This window comes from Janthinobacterium goodfellowi, assembly GCF_051380695.1.
Lineage (GTDB): Bacteria > Pseudomonadota > Gammaproteobacteria > Burkholderiales > Burkholderiaceae_D > Janthinobacterium.
Genome location: NZ_JBNYXN010000001.1, coordinates 620,778 through 639,333, shown reverse-complemented (window position 1 = coordinate 639,333; position 18,556 = coordinate 620,778). Strand labels below are relative to the sequence as shown.

At 61.7% G+C, this 18,556-nt stretch carries 18 protein-coding genes; 1 reads left to right on the top strand and 17 read right to left on the bottom strand.

The window, feature by feature from the left end:
- Positions 1 to 22: 22 nt before the first annotated feature.
- The 5 genes from ACQ4WQ_RS02905 to rpsF form a co-directional block, all read right to left on the bottom strand.
- Positions 23 to 1,408, bottom strand: coding sequence for a replicative DNA helicase (locus ACQ4WQ_RS02905; protein ID WP_034750488.1), 1,386 nt, complete (start codon positions 1,406 to 1,408; stop codon positions 23 to 25).
- 135 nt (positions 1,409 to 1,543) lie between these two features.
- Positions 1,544 to 1,999, bottom strand: a complete 456-nt coding sequence (gene rplI, locus ACQ4WQ_RS02900; protein ID WP_034783456.1) for a 50S ribosomal protein L9 — start codon at positions 1,997 to 1,999, stop codon at positions 1,544 to 1,546.
- Positions 2,000 to 2,026: 27 nt separating this feature from the next.
- Complete coding sequence (rpsR, locus tag ACQ4WQ_RS02895; protein WP_010400024.1) at positions 2,027 to 2,317, bottom strand: 30S ribosomal protein S18; 291 nt, start codon at positions 2,315 to 2,317, stop codon at positions 2,027 to 2,029.
- A 25-nt stretch (positions 2,318 to 2,342) separates the two neighbouring features.
- The gene (gene priB / locus ACQ4WQ_RS02890) at positions 2,343 to 2,642 is read right to left on the bottom strand and encodes a primosomal replication protein N (RefSeq protein ID WP_034783455.1); all 300 of its coding nucleotides are present in this window, start codon (positions 2,640 to 2,642) and stop codon (positions 2,343 to 2,345) included.
- 20 nt (positions 2,643 to 2,662) lie between these two features.
- Complete coding sequence (rpsF, locus tag ACQ4WQ_RS02885) at positions 2,663 to 3,052, bottom strand: 30S ribosomal protein S6 (protein WP_034750499.1); 390 nt, start codon at positions 3,050 to 3,052, stop codon at positions 2,663 to 2,665.
- Positions 3,053 to 3,327: 275 nt separating this feature from the next.
- On the opposite strand from rpsF, the gene lexA reads away from it, so the two are divergent.
- Positions 3,328 to 3,963, top strand: a complete 636-nt coding sequence (gene lexA / locus ACQ4WQ_RS02880) for a transcriptional repressor LexA (protein WP_034750502.1) — start codon at positions 3,328 to 3,330, stop codon at positions 3,961 to 3,963.
- A gap of 65 nt (positions 3,964 to 4,028) precedes the next feature.
- Here lexA and ACQ4WQ_RS02875 read toward each other — a convergent pair whose 3' ends face one another.
- The 12 genes from ACQ4WQ_RS02875 to asd all read right to left on the bottom strand — a co-directional run bounded on the left by ACQ4WQ_RS02875 (position 4,029) and on the right by asd (position 18,551).
- Positions 4,029 to 5,270, bottom strand: coding sequence for a cystathionine gamma-synthase family protein (locus tag ACQ4WQ_RS02875; RefSeq protein WP_436494544.1), 1,242 nt, complete (start codon positions 5,268 to 5,270; stop codon positions 4,029 to 4,031).
- Positions 5,271 to 5,313: 43 nt separating this feature from the next.
- A complete protein-coding gene (purF, locus tag ACQ4WQ_RS02870) occupies positions 5,314 to 6,837 on the bottom strand; it encodes an amidophosphoribosyltransferase (protein ID WP_326457186.1) in 1,524 nt (507 codons plus the stop codon).
- Between the two features lie 39 nt (positions 6,838 to 6,876).
- A complete protein-coding gene (locus ACQ4WQ_RS02865; RefSeq protein WP_077407525.1) occupies positions 6,877 to 7,365 on the bottom strand; it encodes a CvpA family protein in 489 nt (162 codons plus the stop codon).
- Positions 7,366 to 7,385: 20 nt separating this feature from the next.
- The gene (locus tag ACQ4WQ_RS02860; RefSeq protein WP_436494541.1) at positions 7,386 to 8,384 is read right to left on the bottom strand and encodes an SPOR domain-containing protein; all 999 of its coding nucleotides are present in this window, start codon (positions 8,382 to 8,384) and stop codon (positions 7,386 to 7,388) included.
- A 24-nt stretch (positions 8,385 to 8,408) separates the two neighbouring features.
- On the bottom strand, positions 8,409 to 9,707 hold the full coding sequence (gene folC, locus ACQ4WQ_RS02855) for a bifunctional tetrahydrofolate synthase/dihydrofolate synthase (RefSeq protein WP_436494539.1): 1,299 nt from the start codon (positions 9,705 to 9,707) through the stop codon (positions 8,409 to 8,411).
- A 101-nt stretch (positions 9,708 to 9,808) separates the two neighbouring features.
- On the bottom strand, positions 9,809 to 10,681 hold the full coding sequence (accD, locus tag ACQ4WQ_RS02850; protein ID WP_010400390.1) for an acetyl-CoA carboxylase, carboxyltransferase subunit beta: 873 nt from the start codon (positions 10,679 to 10,681) through the stop codon (positions 9,809 to 9,811).
- A 197-nt stretch (positions 10,682 to 10,878) separates the two neighbouring features.
- Positions 10,879 to 11,676, bottom strand: a complete 798-nt coding sequence (gene trpA / locus ACQ4WQ_RS02845) for a tryptophan synthase subunit alpha (protein WP_326457189.1) — start codon at positions 11,674 to 11,676, stop codon at positions 10,879 to 10,881.
- 86 nt (positions 11,677 to 11,762) lie between these two features.
- A complete protein-coding gene (gene trpB, locus ACQ4WQ_RS02840) occupies positions 11,763 to 13,013 on the bottom strand; it encodes a tryptophan synthase subunit beta (protein WP_436494537.1) in 1,251 nt (416 codons plus the stop codon).
- On the bottom strand, positions 13,006 to 13,689 hold the full coding sequence (locus ACQ4WQ_RS02835) for a phosphoribosylanthranilate isomerase (RefSeq protein ID WP_436494535.1): 684 nt from the start codon (positions 13,687 to 13,689) through the stop codon (positions 13,006 to 13,008). Before ACQ4WQ_RS02835 ends, trpB begins: the two co-directional genes overlap by 8 nt.
- 21 nt (positions 13,690 to 13,710) lie before the next feature.
- Entirely contained in the window at positions 13,711 to 14,514 is an 804-nt protein-coding gene (gene truA / locus ACQ4WQ_RS02830; RefSeq protein WP_436494533.1) for a tRNA pseudouridine(38-40) synthase TruA, read from the bottom strand.
- 173 nt (positions 14,515 to 14,687) lie between these two features.
- Positions 14,688 to 17,168, bottom strand: coding sequence for a motility hub landmark protein FimV (locus tag ACQ4WQ_RS02825; RefSeq protein WP_436494531.1), 2,481 nt, complete (start codon positions 17,166 to 17,168; stop codon positions 14,688 to 14,690).
- A 255-nt stretch (positions 17,169 to 17,423) separates the two neighbouring features.
- A complete protein-coding gene (gene asd, locus ACQ4WQ_RS02820) occupies positions 17,424 to 18,551 on the bottom strand; it encodes an aspartate-semialdehyde dehydrogenase (RefSeq protein WP_071653796.1) in 1,128 nt (375 codons plus the stop codon).
- Positions 18,552 to 18,556: the final 5 nt, after the last annotated feature.

Genomic DNA, 18,556 nt, shown 5'->3' with positions numbered 1-18,556 from the left:
GAATTGCCAGTGCTGCTGAGTCTTAGTCGCCTTGGTAAAGCGCCAGGCCACCACTGTAATTGCCAAATTTGGTGTACTGCCCCATGAAGGTGAGGCGGATGCTGCCGATTGGGCCGTTACGCTGTTTACCGATGATGATTTCGGCCGTTCCCTTGTCCGGCGAGTCGGGGTTATACACCTCGTCGCGGTAAATGAACAGGATCACGTCGGCATCCTGCTCGATAGCGCCCGATTCGCGCAAGTCGGACATGACGGGACGTTTATTGGGACGTTGTTCCAGCGAGCGGTTCAGCTGGGACAGCGCGATCACGGGACAACCGAGTTCCTTCGCCAGGCCTTTCAAGCCCCGCGAAATCTCGGAAATCTCCGTGGCGCGGTTATCGCCCGGCGTATTGGCCGACATCAGTTGCAAGTAATCGACGATGATCAGGCCCAGCTTGCCGCACTGGCGCGACAGGCGGCGCGAGCGGGCGCGCAATTCGATCGAGTTGAGCGCCGGCGTTTCATCGATGTACAACTGCGCGTCGTTCATCTTCTGGATCGCATTCGTCAGGCGCGGCCAGTCTTCGTCGTTCAGGCGGCCCGTGCGCAGGCGGTGCTGGTCGAGCTGTCCGACGGAGCCGAGCATACGCATGGCCAGCTGGGCGCCGCCCATCTCCATCGAGAACACGGCCACGGGCAAGCCGCTGTCGATGGCCACGTTTTCGCCGATGTTGACGGAAAACGCCGTCTTGCCCATCGACGGACGGCCCGCCACGATCACCAGGTCGCCCGGCTGCAGACCGGAGGTCATGCGGTCGAGGTCGATGAAACCGGTGGGCACGCCCGTGATTTCACTCTGGTTGTCGCGGCTGTACAGCTCGTCAATGCGCTCGACCACCTGCGTCAGCAGGGGCTGGATGGCGGTCCAGCCCTGGGCGCCGCGCGCGCCTTCTTCGGCGATGGCGAAAATCTTCGACTCGGCCTCGTCAAGCATCTGCTTGACTTCCTTGCCTTGCGGGCTGAAGGCCGTGCCGGAGATATCGTCGGCGACGGTGATGAGTTTGCGCAGCACGCCGCGGTCGCGCACGATCTCGGCGTAGCGCCGGATGTTCGCGGCCGATGGCGTGTTTTGCGCCATGGCGTTCAGGTAAGCGAGTCCGCCCACATCATCGGCCTTGCCGAGCTGGGTCAGGGTTTCAAAAACAGTAATGACATCGGCTGGCTTGGAAGCGTTAACCATCTTGACGATTTGCTCGAAGATGATGCGATGGTCATAGCGATAGAAATCCTCCGCATGCATGAAGTCGGCGATGCGGTCATAGGCGGCATTGTCGCGCAGCAGACCACCGATAACGGATTGTTCTGCTTCGATCGAATGCGGCGGAATACGGAGGGAATCCAGTTGCGGATCAGAGGGGGCGTTCATGGCGCGAATTATACCCGCTTCGGCGTGCTGGCAAAAATAAAGGGCTGAAAATGAGCGAAAAAAAGGCCACAAAAAAGCCGGGCGAACCCGGCTTTTCATAGTGCGGCAGCGCTTGCGGGCCAGGCCCGCAGACGATTACGCGTTCGCGTCTGGAACGACAGCGATAACAACTTCCACGACCACGTCGGTGTGCAGAGCAACCGAAACGTTGTGCTCGCCAACGATCTTCAGCGGGCCGGTAGGCATGCGGATTTGTGCTTTTTCAACAGCAAAACCTTGCTTGGTCAGCGCTTCAGCGATGTCGAAGTTGGTGACGGAACCGAACAGACGGCCATCGACGCCAGCTTTTTGAGCGACTTGAACGGTCAGGCCGCTCAGTTTTTCGCCCTGGGCTTGCGATGCGGCCAGTTTGGCGGCAGCAGCTTTTTCCAGTTCGGCGCGCTTGACTTCGAATTCAGCCACAGCGGTTGCCGTAGCACGACGTGCCAGGCGTTGTGGGATCAGGAAGTTACGTGCGTAACCGTCTTTGACTTTGACGACTTCGCCGAGGTTACCGACGTTAACAACTTTTTCTAACAGAATGATTTGCATAGTTCTTCTCCAGGAATATCTGACCGATTAAGCGTGGTGCAGATCGGTGTATGGCAGCAGCGCGAGGAAGCGAGCGCGCTTGATTGCGGTGTCGACTTGGCGCTGGTAGTGCGCTTTGGTACCGGTCAGGCGTGCTGGCATGATCTTGCCGTTTTCCTGGACGAAGTCTTTCAGCGTGTCGACGTCTTTGTAGTCGACTTGCTCAACGTGAGCTGCCGTGAAGCGGCAGAACTTCTTACGTTTGAACAAAGGGTTTTGCTGTTTGCGTTTTTCTTTAAGCTTGAGCTTATTTTTGTCGAACTTTTTACCGAATGCCATGTCAGGCTCCTGTATCTAAAATGCGCTAGTCAGAATTGACTGCACTAAAATCAATGATGTGAAACACCAAACTCTTGCTGTTGCGGCTCTTCCTGGCCAGGAAACCCGTGAACTGATACACCCCGCCCAAGCTTGCCTGGCTGAACCTGCCTGAAATTTCGCCAGCGGCTAGCGCGGCAACATCAAACTCGGTCAAACGGGCAATCCCTGCTTCCATCTGCTGCGAACTGTGTTGCAATACTGCATTCACAATCGGCAGCCCTGCCGGGGTATAGCGCAATATTTCGCGCTCGGCAATGATGGCGGTGACTTGTAGCTGGTTCAGCGCACGATCCTGGTCAAGAATTAAGCTGCTGCTGCGGCTGGAGCGGCTGCTGGTGCTTCGGTGCGGTGGCTTTTGGCCGCGTCTTCGCGTTGTACCGATTTCATCATCGGCGAAGGAGCTGTTTCAGCTTTCTTCATTTTAACGGTCAGGTGACGCAACACGGCATCATTGAATTTGAATGCTGTTTCCAACTCGACCAGGGTCTCGTTGTCGCATTCGATGTTCAGGCAGATGTAGTGTGCTTTAGGCAGCTTTTGGATCGAGTAAGCCATTTGACGGCGGCCCCAATCTTCCACGCGGTGAACCGAACCGCCGCGGGTGGTTACGCTGGCTTTGTAGCGTTCGATCATCGCGGGCACTTGCTCGCTTTGGTCCGGATGGACGATAAAGACTATTTCATAATGACGCATGCAAACTCCTTCAGGTCGGATTGATAATCGCCCACCCCGGCGTCAAGACGGGTGTGGGAAGGTCAGCCGAAGATTATAACCGCCTTTTGCAAACGTTTCAATCATTCCTTCCACCAGCGCGCGAAAAGGCCGCGCGCCACCGCACTTTCCGCCCGTGGACAAGTATTTCTTGCGAAATTCGCCGAAAACACGGAAATCCCCTTGCATAGTGGACGATACTGTACAAAAATACAGACTGTTCATATAGACAGCATTTCAGTATGCACCCACCGCTCATGATCAAGCTGACAGCACGACAAGAACAAATCCTGAACCTGATCAAGGACGCGATTGAAAACACGGGCTTTCCTCCCACCCGTGCCGAAATCGCCAATGAACTGGGTTTCAAATCGGCCAATGCGGCCGAAGAGCATTTGCAGGCCCTGGCCCGCAAGGGCGCCATCGAGATTTCGCCCGGCACCTCGCGCGGCATCCGCCTGATCGGCGCGGCGGCCGAAGCGCCGCCATCGAAAGTGCCGGCGGCGCTGCTGATGTCGCTGCCCCTGATCGGCAGGGTGGCGGCCGGTTCGCCCATCCTGGCCCAGGAAAACCTGGAAGCGAGCTACAACGTGGACCCGGCCCTGTTTTCGGCCAAGCCCGACTTCCTGCTGAAGGTACGCGGCTGGTCCATGCGCGACGCCGGCATCATGGATGGCGATTTACTGGCCGTCAAGAAGGTCGACAGCGCCAAGAACGGCCAGATCGTCGTCGCCCGCATCGGCGACGAAGTCACCGTCAAGCGCTACAAGAAGACGGGCTCCGTCATCGAACTGCTGCCGGAAAACCCGGACTTCAAGGTCATCACCGTGTCGCCGGAAGATGAATTCGCCCTGGAAGGCCTGGCCGTGGGCTTGATGCGCAGCTGGCATTAAACGACTGCACACAAAAAGGGCCGCAACAGCATGACTGTTGCGGCCCTTTTCATTTGTCCGGCGACTTATACATCGAGTGCCTGGCGGAAATCCTCGAGCAGATCCACCTCATCCTCGATGCCGACGGAGACGCGGATCAGCGATTCGGCGATGCCCATGCTGGCGCGCCGCTCGGCACCCATCTCATAGAAGATCGTATGGGCGACTGGAATGACCAGGGTGCGCGTGTCGCCGAGGTTGCTCGCTGGAATGGCCAGATTCAAACGATTGAGGAAATCGAAGCAGTCGATGCCATCCTTCAATTCAAAGCTGAACAGCGAACCATAGCTGCGGAACAAGTCCGTCGCCAGCGCGTGCTGCGGGTGCGACGCCAAGCCCGGGTAATGCACGGCCGCCACGCGCGGGTCGGCGGCCAGCATGGTGGCCAGCGCCAGGGCGTTCGAACAGGTACGGTCCATGCGCAAGGCCATGGTTTCCGCGCCGACGGCGATATGGTGCGCCGCTTCCGGCCCCAGCGAGGCGCCGAAGTCGCGCAAGGCCTTGGCGCGGATTTGCGCGATGCCCCACTGCACGGGCGCCGCCTTCTTGTAATTCTCGAAAATATTCGGATAGCGCGTCCAGTCGAACACGCCCGTGTCCGTCAAGCTGCCGCCCAGCGCATTGCCGTGGCCGCCGATGGATTTCGTCAGCGCATTGACCACGAGGCCCGCGCTCACGGCTTTCGGGCGGAACAAATACGGCGTCGTCATGGTGTTGTCGACGATGTACAAGATGCCCTTCTCGCGGCACAACTCGCCGATCTTTGCCAGGTCGGCGATCTGCGTGCGCGGATTGGCGATGGTTTCCACGAACACGATGCGCGTGGCCGGCGTGATGGCGGCCGCCACGTTGGCCACCTCGGTGGCGTCGACGAAAGACACGCCGATGCCCTGGCCCGTCACCGTTTGCCACAGGCTGTTGGTGTTGCCAAACAAAAAGGCCGACGACACGACATGGTCGCCCGCGCGCAGCAAGGACTGCACCACGGCGCCGATGGCGCCCATGCCGGTGGCGAAGCACAGGGTCGCCACGCCATCTTCCATGTTGTTGACCTTGTCTTCCAGCGCGGACACGGTGGGGTTGCCCTGGCGGCCATAGCGGAAGCCCGGCTCCTTGCCCTGGAATACGGAAGCGAGCTGGCGCGCATCGCCATAGCCGAACGCGACGGAGGTGTGCACGGGCTTGTGCAGCGAGCCATGCTCGATGCCCTTGCGGCGGTCGTTATGCAGGATGGTGGTGGTAAAGCCGTAGTTTTTTTTATCGTTCATGATCGCGGAGCAAAAAAAGCCCGGCGCTAGCCGGGCAAGATGATTACGCTTCTGTCGTTGCCAGGTTCAGGTTCAGCTGGGAACGCGGCGTATCTTCGGGTGCTGCCGCCTTCGGATGGTGGCGCGCATATTCCAGGCGGTCCAGATATTCCTGCGACACGTCGCCCGTCACGTACACGCCGTCGAAGCACGAGGCCTCGAAGTTGGTCAGGGCCGGGTTGACGTCGGCGATCGCCTGCTTGAGCGCGCCGATATCCTGATAGACCAGGTAATCGGCCGTGATTTCGCGGCACACTTCTTCCGTCGTGCGGCCGTAGGCGATCAGCTCGTCGCGCGTCGGCATGTCGATGCCGTACACGTTCGGGAAGATCACCGGTGGCGCGGCCGAGGCGAAGATGACTTTCGTCGCGCCCGCTTCACGCGCCATCTGCACGATTTCACGGCTGGTGGTGCCGCGCACGATGGAATCGTCGACCAGCAAGACCACTTTATCCTTGAATTCGGAGGGAATCGCGTTGAGCTTCTGGCGCACGGATTTCTTGCGCGCCGCCTGGCCCGGCATGATAAAGGTGCGGCCAATGTAGCGGTTCTTGATGAAGCCTTCGCGATACTCGATGTTCAGCGCCATGGCCAGCTGGATGGCGGCCGGACGCGAGGAATCGGGAATCGGCATGACCACGTCGATATGCACGCCAGGCAGTTCGGCGCGGATCTTCTCGGCCAGGTATTCACCCATTTTCAGGCGCGTGGCGTACACGGAGGCGCCGTCGATGACGGAGTCGGGACGGGCCAGGTAGACGAATTCGAACACGCACGGGTTCAGGCTGGCGTTGTCGGCGCACTGGGCGCTGTGCAATTTCTTGTCGGCATCGATAAAGACGGCTTCGCCGGGACCGATGTCGCGCACGAAGCGGAAGCCCATGCCTTCCAGAGCCACGGATTCGGAAGCGATCAGGTATTCGGGACCCTGCTCCGTTTCATTGATGCCCAGGCACAGCGGACGGATGCCGTGCGGGTCGCGGAAGGCCAGCAAGCCCACGCCGGCGATTTGCGCGACGGCCGCGTAACCACCCTTGACGCGGCGGTTCAGCACGGTAACGGCCTTGAAGATGGCTTCCGGGTCCAGGTTCAGGCCCGTCGTCGCTTCCTGGATTTCATGCGCGAGCACGTTGAGCAGCACTTCCGAGTCGGAATCGGTATTGATGTGGCGGCGGTCGTTCTTGAACATTTCCAGCTTCAACTGTTCCCAGTTGGTCAGGTTGCCATTGTGCGCCAGGGTGATGCCGAACGGCGCATTCACATAGAACGGTTGCGCTTCCTCTTCGCTCGACGAACCGGCCGTCGGGTAGCGGCAATGACCGATGCCCGAGTTGCCTTGCAGCGAACGCATGTTGCGCGTACGGAAGACGTCACGTACGAGGCCGTTGGCCTTGTGCATGGAAAACATACTGCTGTGATTGGTCGCAATCCCTGCCGCGTCCTGACCGCGATGTTGCAGAAGCAACAATGCATCATAGAGCAATTGATTGACAGGTTGATGGGAAACGACGCCGACGATGCCACACATGGTGTGCTCCTAAACTGTGCTACTGATTTTAAAAAAAATTCAAAATTTCACATGCTGCGCGTAAGCGGCAGGCAGATAAGGCTTGATGGCGCGCGCGCCCTGCTCCGCGAGCGGGCTGAGCTGCGCGTTTTTCCAGAATGGCTGCTGCGGTATGGACGTCATGCCACACAAGATGACGGCGGTCAGCACGATCACAAGGCCCCGCGCCACGCCGAACAGGCTGCCCAGGGTGCGGTCGGCCAGGCTCAAGCCCGTCACCTTGACGAGCGCGTCGACCGTCATGGACAGCAATCCCATCAAGATGCGCACGCCGATGAACAGCACCACGAAGGCCAGCAATAAACGGATGGCTTCGCCCGGCACGGCTTCCGGCAGGAATTTCGCCAGGGTGGCGCCATAGGCGTTGGCAATGACGAACGCCACGATCCAGCTGACCAGGGACAGTATTTCCTTGACCAGGCCGCGCATCATGCTGATCAGCACGGACGTCACCAGCACGAACAGCACCAGGTAATCGAAGATCGTCACGCGCGTTCAGCCTTGCATCGTCACGCCGGCACCAGCGAGCCGCCCAGGCCCAGCTTTTGCAGCTTGGCGCGCGTCTTTTCCGCGTCTTCGCGGCTGCCGAACGGGCCAACCCGCACGCGGATGCGCTCGCCAGCAGGGCTGGAGACTTTCTGCGTGTACGACTTGATGCCCGCTTCGCGCAGCTTGTCCTGCAATTCATCGACCTTGTCCTGCGTCGCCAGCGCCGCCACCTGCACCACGAACTTGCCGCTGCCGGCATCGTGCGCTTTGTCCTGCACCTTCTCTTGCGGCTTGTCTTGCGGCTTGCCTTCCAGGATCGCCAGCGCGCGCGCGGCATCGTCGGCCGATTGCGCCGGCTTGGCAGGCTTCGGTTCAGGCTTGGCTTCCGGTTTTACCTCATGCTTGGGTTCCGGCTTGGTCTCGGGCTTGGGCTCGTGTTTCGGCTCCGGCTTGGCTTCGTGCTTCGGCTCGGGTTTCGGTTCCGGTTTCGGCTCCACCTTCACCGGCTTGGGCTCAGGCTTAGGCTCGGGTTTCGGTTCCACGTAGGCCGGCTTGAGCGGTGCAGGCTGGGCGGCGGCCAGCACGGGCGCCGGTGTGGGCTTGGCCGCAGGCGGCAACGGCGCGTCGACGATTTCCTCGGACTGGTCCAGGCCATTCGATGCGGCCCGGGCAGGAACGGCCGGCACGGGCGCCGGTGCAGGCGCCGCCTTTTCCTTCGAAGGAATGTCGATGGCGATATCGTTGAACGGCGCTTTCGGCTCGGAATCGAGCAGCATCGGCAAGCCGACAGCCACGCCCAGGGCCAGGGCGATGGCCCCGACCAGACGGCGGCGTGCGCGCTTTTTTTCAGGCAAGACCGGGTCCGGCGCTTCCTTGCCGCCACGGCGCGAACCGCCACCACCGGAGGTGTTGGCGGCGCGTTTGCGGGTCGGCGACTGCGCTTCGCCAGGGACATAAAAGCCGCTGTCTTCGCCAGAGGATTCTTGCTTGTTTTTAAACAGTTTCGAGAACAAGCCCATGCGTGATTTTCAGTCGAGTGCGTTTCAGTGAAGTGAGGATTTTCGGGCCTTCATCACGCCGGCGACGGTGAGGAAAGAACCAAAGACCACAATTCTATCATTCTCACCGGCCCGGCTCATTGCATTTGCAAAAGCTTGTGCCGGATCATCGAAAATAGACACAGTATGTTCGCTGCTGTCGGGCTTATCTTCGAGCATGATCTGCACCTTGGCGGCCAGTTCGGAGGCCGTGGCCGCGCGCGGCGAAGGCAGGCCCGTCAGGCACCAGTGGTCGACGTGCTCGCTCATGGCGGCCAGCACGCCATCGATATCCTTGTCCTGCATGGAACCGAACACGGCATAGGTGTACGGGTGGAACCCCATATTGCCCAGGTTCTGGTTCAGCGCCGACGCCGCGTGGGGGTTGTGCGCCACGTCGAGGATCACGCTGGGGCGGCCAGGCAAGACCTGGAAGCGGCCCGGCAGCTCCACCGTCACGAGGCCCGTGCGCACTTCCTGCGCGCCCACTGGCAGTTTCAGCTTCAGCACTTCCAGCGCGGCCAGCACGGCCGTCGCATTGAGGATCTGGTTGGCGCCGCGCAAGCTCGGGTAGGCCAGCGAATTGCGGCGCTGCTCGCGCCCGCCGTAGTTCCACTGCTGCTTGTCGCCCGAATAGTTGAAATCGCGGCCCATCAGCCACAGGTCGGCGCCGATGGCCTCGGCATGGTCGATCAGCGACTGCGGCGGCACGGGGTCGCTGCAGATGGCTGCCTTGCCCGGACGGAAGATGCCCGCCTTTTCAAAGCCGATCGCTTCGCGCGTGTCGCCCAGGTAATCCGTGTGGTCGATGTCGACGCTGGTGACGATGGCCACGTCGGCATCGATCACGTTGACGGCGTCCAGGCGCCCGCCCAGACCCACTTCCAGGATGGCCACATCGAGCTTGGCCTGCGACAGCAGGTGCAAAATCGCCAGTGTAGTGAATTCGAAATATGTGAGCGGCGTGTCGCCGCGCACGGATTCAACAAAGTTGAAGCTGGCGACAAGCTGTTCGTCGCTGGCCATCTCGCCCAGCACGCGGGCGCGCTCGTTAAAATCGAGGAAATGCGGCTTGATGTACAAGCCCACTTTGTAGCCAGCACGCAACAGCACGGATTCCAGCATGGCGCAGGTGGACCCTTTGCCATTCGTGCCCGCCACCATGATCACGGGGCAAGTAAAAGCGAGCTGCATGCGCGCCTTGACGGCTTGCACGCGGTCCAGGCCCATGTTGATCTGGGTTTCCGAATGGCGGTTTTCCAGCAAGGCGAGCCAGTCCGGCAAGGTGGTGGGGAGGTTTTGCATGGGAGACTTCTTGATGAGGAGACAGTGCGCGAGGCGCGGAGACGGTGTTGCGTGGCAACCGGGCGGGTCCGCAGGACGCCGCCCGGCCTGTTACGTTGGCGTTACGCCAAGACTTCCACAGCCTGGTTTTGCAACAAGGCCAGCAGACGGGCGATTTCTTCGCGCATCTTGCGACGGTCGACGATCATGTCGACGGCGCCCTTGGTGACGAGGAACTCGGCGCGCTGGAAGCCTTCCGGCAGTTTTTCGCGCACGGTGTTTTCAATCACGCGCGGCCCGGCAAAGCCGATCAGCGCTTTCGGTTCGGCGATGACCACGTCGCCCATGAAGGCGAACGAGGCGGACACGCCGCCCATGGTCGGGTCGGTCAGCACGCTGATGAATGGCAATTTCTTTTCCGACAGCTTGGTCAGCATGGCCGTGGTTTTCGCCATCTGCATCAGCGACAGCAAGCCTTCCTGCATGCGCGCGCCGCCGGTGGCGGTGATGCAAATGAACGGCACTTTCTGCTCCAGCGCGATCTGCGCGCCGCGCACGAAGCGCTCGCCCACGACGGAGCCCATGGAGCCGCCCATGAATTCGAATTCGAAGCACGCCACGACCACCGGCAGGCTCATGATGGCGCCGCCCATGACGACCATCGCATCCGTCTCGCCCGTCGCTTCCATGGCGGACTTCAGGCGATCCGGGTATTTCTTGCTGTCCTTGAACTTCAGGGTATCGACGGGCAGGATTTCCTGGCCGATTTCATAGCGGCCGCCCGCGTCGAGCAGGCTGTCGAGACGTTCACGCGCGCGGATGCGCATGTGATGGTCGCATTTCGGGCACACGTGCAAATTCGATTCCAGATCCGTACGGTACAGCACGGCTTCGCACGACGGGCACTTGACCCACAGGCCTTCCGGCATGGTCTTGCGCGCGGCGGCATCAGAACGCTGGATGCGCGGTGGCAGCAGTTTTTCCAACCAACTCATATTTTCTCCTTGGGCCCTTGTAGGGGTAGCGTCGGTGGACGCCCCCGGCAGACGGTCAACGGCGACGCCCTGCGGGGCGCCACCAAAAATTTTATCTATTGCACAATAACAGGCAAATCAGTGGCCGAAGTGTAGCCGTTTATCGCCGGGCTGTCGAACTTTGCCGCCGCCCGAGCTTGCGTAAACAACAAGCTTGCTCAGGCGTCCAGTGCGGCGCGGATGCCTGCCGTAAAGCTGCGCACGGCGTCGACGGCGCCCCCTTCCGGGGCATTTTCAATTTCCTGGATGATGCGGCTGCCGATCACGACGGCATCGGCCACCTTGGCCACGGCCTTGGCCGTGGCGCCATCGCGGATGCCGAAGCCCACGCCGATGGGTAATTTTACATGCTGGCGAATGGCCGCGAGGCGCTCCGCCACCTGTTCCGTATCAATGTTACCGGCACCCGTGACGCCTTTCAGCGACACGTAATAGCTGAAACCGCCGCCAACCTTGGCCACTTGCGCGATGCGCTCTTCGGTCGAAGTGGGTGCCAGCAGGAAAATCAGATCGAGTCCCGCCGCGCGCATGGCGGCCGCGAATTCCTCGCACTCTTCCGGCGGATAGTCGACGACGATAGCGCCATCGGCGCCGGCCGCTTGCGCCGCTGCAATGAAGGCGGCGCTGCCGATGCGCTCGATGGGATTCGCATAGCCCATCAGTACCACGGGCGTCGTCTGGTTCGTTTCACGGAACTGGCGCACGTAGCCGAACACGTCGTGGATGCCGACATTGAATTTCAAGGCCCGTTCGCAGGCGCGCTGGATGACGGGGCCTTCGGCCATGGGGTCGGAAAACGGCACGCCCAACTCGAGCACGTCGGCGCCGCCCTCGACGAGCGCGTGCATCAGGGGTACGGTGGCGTCCGGGCCGGGGTCGCCGGCGGTAATGAAGGTGACCAGGCCGGTCTTGTTATTGGATTTTAATTGGGCGAAGGTGGCGGCGATACGGGACATGGTGAGCTTTCTTTATCGGTGGAGGATGTCGGCTTACGCGCTGGCGCGCTAAGCCGACCTACGTGTTATTGAAAATTGACAGTTGTTTAACTGAAATTCAATCCCATGCGCTCCGCCACGGTATGCATGTCCTTGTCGCCACGGCCCGACAGGTTGGCCAGCACGATCTGGTCTTTCGGCAAGGTAGCCGCCAGCTTGGCCGCATAGGCCAGTGCGTGCGACGATTCCAGGGCCGGGATGATGCCTTCGATATGGCAGCAGTCGTGAAAAGCCTGCAATGCCTCGTCATCGGTGATCGACACGTACTGCGCGCGGCCCGAATCTTTCAGCCACGCATGTTCCGGACCCACGCCGGGATAGTCGAGACCGGCCGAGACGGAATGCGTCTCGATGATCTGGCCGTTGTCATCCTGCAGCAGATAGGTGCGGTTGCCGTGCAGCACGCCCGGGAAGCCGGCCGTCAGCGAAGCCGAGTGCTTGCCCGTGTCCAGTCCCTCGCCGGCCGCTTCCACGCCGATCAGTTTGACCTCTTTCTGGTCGATATACGGGTAAAAGATGCCCATGGCGTTCGAGCCGCCGCCGATGCAGGCCAGCACGTAATCGGGCTGGCGGCCCGTCATTTCCGGCATCTGCACCAGGCATTCCTCGCCGATCACGGACTGGAAGTCGCGCACCATCATCGGGTACGGATGGGGGCCGGCCACGGTGCCGATGATATAAAAGGTGTTTTCGATGTTGGTGACCCAGTCGCGCATGGCTTCGTTCAGCGCATCCTTGAGGGTCTTCGAACCCGACTCGACGGGCACGACGGTCGCGCCCAGCAATTTCATGCGGTACACGTTCTGCGCCTGGCGCTTGACGTCTTCGCTGCCCATGTAGACCACGCATTCGAGGCCGAAGCGCGCGCAGATGGTGGCCGTGGCCACGCCATGCTGGCCCGCGCCCGTCTCGGCGATGATGCGCGGCTTGCCCATGCGCTTGGCTAGCAGGGCCTGGCCGATCACGTTATTGATCTTGTGCGCGCCCGTGTGGTTCAAGTCTTCGCGCTTGAAATAGATTTGCGCGCCGCCCGCCATCTCGGACCAGCGCTTGGCGTGGTAGATGGGCGACGGGCGGCCGACGAAGTGTTTCAGCTCGTAGCGGAATTCTTCGAGGAATTCCGGATCGGCGCTGTAGCGCGCGTAGGCGTCCTTCAGTTCGGCCAAGGCGTGCGTGAGCGTTTCGGCAACGAAGGAGCCGCCATACGGGCCGAAGTGGCCGCGCAGGTCGGGAAACGGGTAATCGGTGGCGTGAAACAATGCGGCGGCTGCGCCGGGCGCTGTGGTACGGTCATTCATGGTGGTTTCCTCTGGCAATGATGGCATCGGCATCCTGCACCGCGGCGATAAACGCGCGGACTCGGGATGCGTCCTTGATGCCCTTGGACGCTTCGACACCACTGCTGATGTCGACGGCGTAAGGGCGCACGCGCACCACTGCGTCAGTCGCGTTTTGTACGCTCAAGCCACCACTTAAAACGACCCGAGGCGCGAGTTCTTCTGGAATGAGGGACCAATCGAATACCTTTCCTGCACCGCCATACGCATCCACATAGGTATCGAGCAAGAGGCTCGAGAACAAGGGACTGGCGGCGCGATAGCGCTGTTCGTATTCTAGCAAATCTTCAAAGCGGGTGTCGGGTTTGACGCGGAACACTTGCGTAAACGGCGTATTCACGGCGCCGGCGAGCGCCGCGCTGTGCTCGGGCGTCTCGTCGCCATGAAATTGCAGCAGAGATAAAGGCGCCACGGCCCTGGCGGCCCGCACTTCGTCCACCGTGGCATTGACGAACAGGCCCACGGTCGTCACGTAGGGCGGCATGGCCGCGATCAGGTCCGCTGCCTGCTGCGGCGTGACGTAACGGGGGCTTTTCGGATAAAACACGAAACCGATGGCGTCGGCGCCCGCCGCCACGACAGCCTGGATGTCTTCGACGCGGGTCAGGCCGCAGATCTTGATGCGTGTGCGTGGCATGTTATTCCTCAAGGTAAAACGTCAGAACCAGGGCAAGGCGCTGCTGCTGTCTTGCGGCAAGGCCCATTTCGGATCGTAATCGATCTGCGCCAGGTACAAGCCGTCCGGCATGAAGGTGGGCGCCGCCGCGTGGCGGTCCTTGCTTTCCAGTAAATGCCCGAGCCAGTCCGGTTTTTCGCGCCCCGTGCCGATGTAGACGAGCGAACCGACGAGGTTGCGCACCATGTGGTGCAGGAAGGCATTGGCCGTAATCGTAAAAATGACGCAATCGCCACGCCGCTCGATGCGGATGTCGTGCATCAGCTTGACGGGTGACTTGGCCTGGCATTGCGCGGCGCGGAAGGCCGTGAAGTCGTGCCAGCCCAAGAGCGGCTGCACGGCCTGGCGCATCAGGTCCACGTCCAGCGGGCGGAAAAAGAAACCGGCGCGCCCCTCCACCAGCGGCGAACGGGTGGCGTTGTTGTACAACACATAATGATAGGTGCGCGCGCGGGCGCTGAAGCGGGCGTGGAAGAAATCGTTGACGGTGGGATCGCCGTCGAGTTCCTTGGCCCAGCGCACGGCGATCGACTTCGGCAGGAAGGCGTTGACGCCGCGCACCCACGAGTGCACGTCGCGGTTCAGTTCCGTATCGAAATGCACGACTTGCTCGAGCGCATGCACGCCCGTATCCGTGCGGCCGGCGCAGGTGGTGGCCAGGCGCACGCGGGCGAACTGTTCCAGCGCGTTTTCCAACTGGTCCTGCACCGTTTGCCCGTCTTCCTGTTTCTGGTATCCATGCCAGGCCGTGCCGTCATACTGCAGGCCGAGGACGATACGCTTCAATGGCGTTGCTGTCGTAATATTTTGCATCGAAGCATTATACCGGCGCAAAGGCGGCCCCGCCTCCCGACGACACCAGCGCCTGAGACGGCGTTCAGGGCCAGGCGCGCGGTCGAAGACAGTACGAATAGTACGGCGAGACCGTGCAACGCCGCCATGGACGTCGTATCAGGTGCTTAGCTCAGAAGTGCCTTCATTGTATTCGCCTTGGCTACTTGCTCTTCGCTACCGCCCTTGATGACCTCATCGATCAACTCACGCGCGCCTTCCTTGTCGCCGATTTCCTGGTAAGCGATCGCCAGGTCCAGCTTGGTATCCATTTCCATGTGGATGGCCGACAGCGGGTCATCCACGCCCACGCTGGCCGTCTTGCCATCGTGGAGGTCCAGGTCGATGCCGGACAGGTCGAACTCCTGTGCGGGCGGTATGGCTTCCGGCAAGGTGGCCGGCGCCTGCGCATCGTCGAACAGGCTGTCGATCGACGGCTCGGCCGCCGCGACGGGCGCGGCTGCCGGCGCCACGGGTTCATCGAGGTCGAAATGGGCCAGATCCACATCCTTCAAGGGATCAGGCAATGGCGTCAAGCCGGCGCCCACGCCATTGACGGGGCCGGCAGGCGGCTCCAGGTCGAGGCCGAAATCCATGCTGGCGTCATATTGCGCATCGTGCGCGGCTGGCTGCGGTTTGCTGTCCGGTCCCGGCATGACGATCGGATCGCTGGTGGAAACGGGCTCGAAATCGAGGCTGTCGAAGTCAAAATCGAGGGGCTCGCGCGCATCGCGGGCCGCCACGGAGGATACCGGCTCGGCCGGCGCCAGGTCGGCCAGCGGCGCAGGCGCCGACAAATCGTCGGGCAAGTCCATGCTGTGGCCATGCACGTCGCCGCCGGCACCCTTGCTCAGGCTGACAACGGCGTCCTCTTCCGTATCGCCATACAGGGGGTTGGTGGGATCGAGCGCCAGGCCCAGCGCGGCGGCCTGCGGCCACTCTTCGCCCTGGCCCCGCGTCAGGCTGTACAGCTCGCTGGCCTGGTCTTCAAACGCGCGCACGTCATTGCGGGCCGAATAGATTTCCAGCAGCTTCAGACGGGCAGCATGACGCTCCGGATGGATGCGCAAGGCTTCCTTGAGGATATCTTCCGCCTGGCCGTCGCGGCCGTAGGCGATATACACGTCCGCTTCGGCGACGGGGTCCGTCTCATTGCCTTCGAACACGCTGGCGCCCGCCGCGGCGGCGACGCCGGCAGCGGCAGCGCCCGTACCGAACAGGTGATTGCTCGCTTCGGACTGCTGCTCTTCCGGCGCCAAGCCGGCCGGCGGCGCGGCGGGCGGCTCCGGCTCGAACACGGGAGCCACGCTCTCCGGCGTGGCCGGCGCATCCTTGCGGCGGCGCGCAACCACCAGCGCGGCCACGGCGGCCAGCAGCGCGGCGATGCCGATGCCGATGGCGCCCAGGTGGTCATTGATCTTGTCCGTAATCGTCGGCTCCAGCGGCGACGGTTTTTTCACCAGCGGCACCGGTTTGGCCTTCGGAACGGGCGGCTGCGCCTCGGCCGGCACGCTGGCGATGGCGCTGGCCGAGGCGCTGGCAGCAGCCTCGGCCGGCTTGGCGGGCGCCGGAGCGCTCTTGTCGGCCATGGCCTTGCTCTTGACCGCCATCAACTTTTCCAGGTCGCTGACGTTCTTTTCCAGCTCCTTGACGCGCGCGGCCGCTTCATCGACCTGTTTCGCCTTGGCGATCTTGTCTTCCTCGCTGGCGACGGCGCTCTTGCCGGCCGACTTGGCTGCCGGCTCCGCTTTCGACAGTTTCAGCTTGTCTTGCGACTCGCTCACGGCCGTCGGCTTTTCCTGCACCTTGGTCGCGCCAATCTTGCCGGCCGTGCTTTGCGTCGCTTGCGCCGCCTTGGCGGGCTTGCTTTGCGACACCTGGCCCGCCAGCTTGTTGCGGTAGGCTTCGAAATCGATGGCGTGCGCCGTCACGATGCCTTTCGCTTCAGCCGCACCGGTGGCACGCACGGCGTCCGCGCCCGGCACGGCCAGGATGCGTCCGGCCTGCATGCGGTTCATGTTCTCGCCCTTGAAGGCATCGGGATTGGCGCGGTACAGGGCGACGAGCATCATGTCGAGCGACACGCCCGAAGGCTTCAGTTCGCTGGCGATGCGGCTCAGGGTATCGCCCGCCTTGACCTTGTATTCACCGGCCGCCTTTTTCGCCGGCGCGGTATCGGCAGCGGCAGCGGCGGCGGCCGGCTTGGCCTTGCCTGGCTCGACTGGCGCCGTCACTTGCGCGCCGCGCGTCTGGCGCGCTTCGGGCGTGTCGAGCACGAATGCGTATTCGCGCACCTGGCGCCCGCTCTTGCCGCTCAGTTCCAGCAGCAGGTCGACCATGGGCTCGGCCACCGGCTGCGCCGAGCTGATGCGGATGAAAGGCTTGCCATTGCGGTTTTCCACAGCAAACGTCAAGGCGTTCAACGCGGGGTTGAATTCCACGTTGGCCTGGCGGTAGGCCTCCGGCGGCGCCAGCTTGGCCAGCAGGCTGGCTGCCTCGCCTGGCTTGATGGCCGATAATTCGACCTCGGCGCGCAGCGGCTGGCCGGCGGCGGACAGCACCGTGATCTTGCCCAGCTCGGCTGCAGATGCCGCCGGTGACAACAACACCGCACAGGCGACAGCGCTGCTGAGTGTTTGAATGGCAAGGGAGGCGACCCGGGGACGAGTGTGTACAGGCATAGTTGGCGGCATCTTAGTTGACATGGGAAAACTGTTACTTTTCCAGAGGTATCAACATATCATCATGCCCAGAGCTATGCAAGCTCCGCATGGTTGAGCCTTGACGGGCTCAGGACGAAAAAAAAGCCGGGAAAACAGCCCCGGCTTGATCTTGATCAGCAATTGATTGCTGATTTATCGCTGTTACGCATCCAACAAAATACGCAGCATGCGGCGCAGCGGCTCGGCCGCGCCCCACAGCAGCTGGTCGCCCACGGTGAACGCGGACAGGTATTCGCCGCCCATGCTCATCTTGCGCACGCGGCCGACGGGAATCGTCAGGCTGCCCGTGACGGCTGCCGGCGACAGGTCGCGCACGGACGCTTCGCGCGTGTTCGGCACGAATTTCACCCATTGATTGTTGCTGGCGATGATGTCGTTGATTTCATCGAGCGGCACGTCTTTCTTCAGCTTGATGGTCAGCGCCTGCGAATGGCAGCGCATGGCGCCGATGCGCACGCACAGGCCGTCGACAGGAATTTCCTTGGTGCCGAAATCGATGCCGCGGCCGAGGATCTTGTTCGTTTCCGCGCCCGCCTTCCACTCTTCCTTCGATTGGCCGTTGCCCAGGTCCTTGTCGATCCACGGGATCAGGTTGCCGGCCAGCGGCGCGCCGAACTGCTTGATCTCGTCCGGGGAATAGCCGTGCTGGGTGGCCAGCACCTGACGGTCGATTTCCAGGATGGCCGAAGCCGGGTTTTCCAGCAGCGCCTTGACGGAGCTGTTGATGGTGCCAAATTGCGTCAGCAGTTCGCGCATGTGCTGCGCGCCGCCGCCCGAGGCCGCCTGGTAGGTCATCGACGTCATCCAGTCGATCAAATCGTGCTGGAACAGGCCGCCCAGGCCCATCATCATGCACGACACGGTGCAATTGCCGCCGATGTAGTTCTTGACGCCCTTGCCCAACGCATCCTTGATGACGTGCAGGTTGACGGGGTCGAGCACGATGACGGCGTCTTTTTCCATGCGCAAGGTCGAGGCCGCATCGATCCAGTAACCGTTCCAGCCGCTAGCGCGCAGCTGCGGGAAGACGGCACTCGTGTAGTCGCCGCCCTGGCAGGAAATGATGATGTCGCATTTGGACAGTTCGGCGATGTTGTTGGCATCCTTGAGGATGGTTTCATTCTTCGCCATGGCAGGCGCCGCGCCGCCCGTGTTCGAAGTGGTGAAAAACACCGGTTCGATGTGGGCGAAATCGCCCTCTTCCTGCATGCGCTGCATCAGGACCGAACCGACCATACCGCGCCAACCTACCAAGCCAACTAATTTCATTACCA

Excerpts from the sequence above, each read along its gene's own strand:
- ACQ4WQ_RS02875 (WP_436494544.1), bottom strand. The coding sequence starts at position 5,270 with ATGAACGATAAAAAAAACTACGGCTTTACCACCACCATCCTGCATAAC.
- folC (WP_436494539.1), bottom strand. The coding sequence starts at position 9,707 with ATGCAAAACCTCCCCACCACCTTGCCGGACTGGCTCGCCTTGCTGGAA.
- trpB (WP_436494537.1), bottom strand. The coding sequence starts at position 13,013 with ATGAATGACCGTACCACAGCGCCCGGCGCAGCCGCCGCATTGTTTCAC.
- purF (WP_326457186.1), bottom strand. The coding sequence starts at position 6,837 with ATGTGTGGCATCGTCGGCGTCGTTTCCCATCAACCTGTCAATCAATTG.
- ACQ4WQ_RS02835 (WP_436494535.1), bottom strand. The coding sequence starts at position 13,689 with ATGCCACGCACACGCATCAAGATCTGCGGCCTGACCCGCGTCGAAGAC.
- rpsR (WP_010400024.1), bottom strand. The coding sequence starts at position 2,317 with ATGGCATTCGGTAAAAAGTTCGACAAAAATAAGCTCAAGCTTAAAGAA.
- ACQ4WQ_RS02860 (WP_436494541.1), bottom strand. The coding sequence starts at position 8,384 with ATGGGCTTGTTCTCGAAACTGTTTAAAAACAAGCAAGAATCCTCTGGC.
- trpA (WP_326457189.1), bottom strand. The coding sequence starts at position 11,676 with ATGTCCCGTATCGCCGCCACCTTCGCCCAATTAAAATCCAATAACAAG.
- rpsF (WP_034750499.1), bottom strand. The coding sequence starts at position 3,052 with ATGCGTCATTATGAAATAGTCTTTATCGTCCATCCGGACCAAAGCGAG.
- ACQ4WQ_RS02905 (WP_034750488.1), bottom strand. The coding sequence starts at position 1,408 with ATGAACGCCCCCTCTGATCCGCAACTGGATTCCCTCCGTATTCCGCCG.
- rplI (WP_034783456.1), bottom strand. The coding sequence starts at position 1,999 with ATGCAAATCATTCTGTTAGAAAAAGTTGTTAACGTCGGTAACCTCGGC.
- asd (WP_071653796.1), bottom strand. The coding sequence starts at position 18,551 with ATGAAATTAGTTGGCTTGGTAGGTTGGCGCGGTATGGTCGGTTCGGTC.
- lexA (WP_034750502.1), top strand. The coding sequence starts at position 3,328 with ATGATCAAGCTGACAGCACGACAAGAACAAATCCTGAACCTGATCAAG.
- accD (WP_010400390.1), bottom strand. The coding sequence starts at position 10,681 with ATGAGTTGGTTGGAAAAACTGCTGCCACCGCGCATCCAGCGTTCTGAT.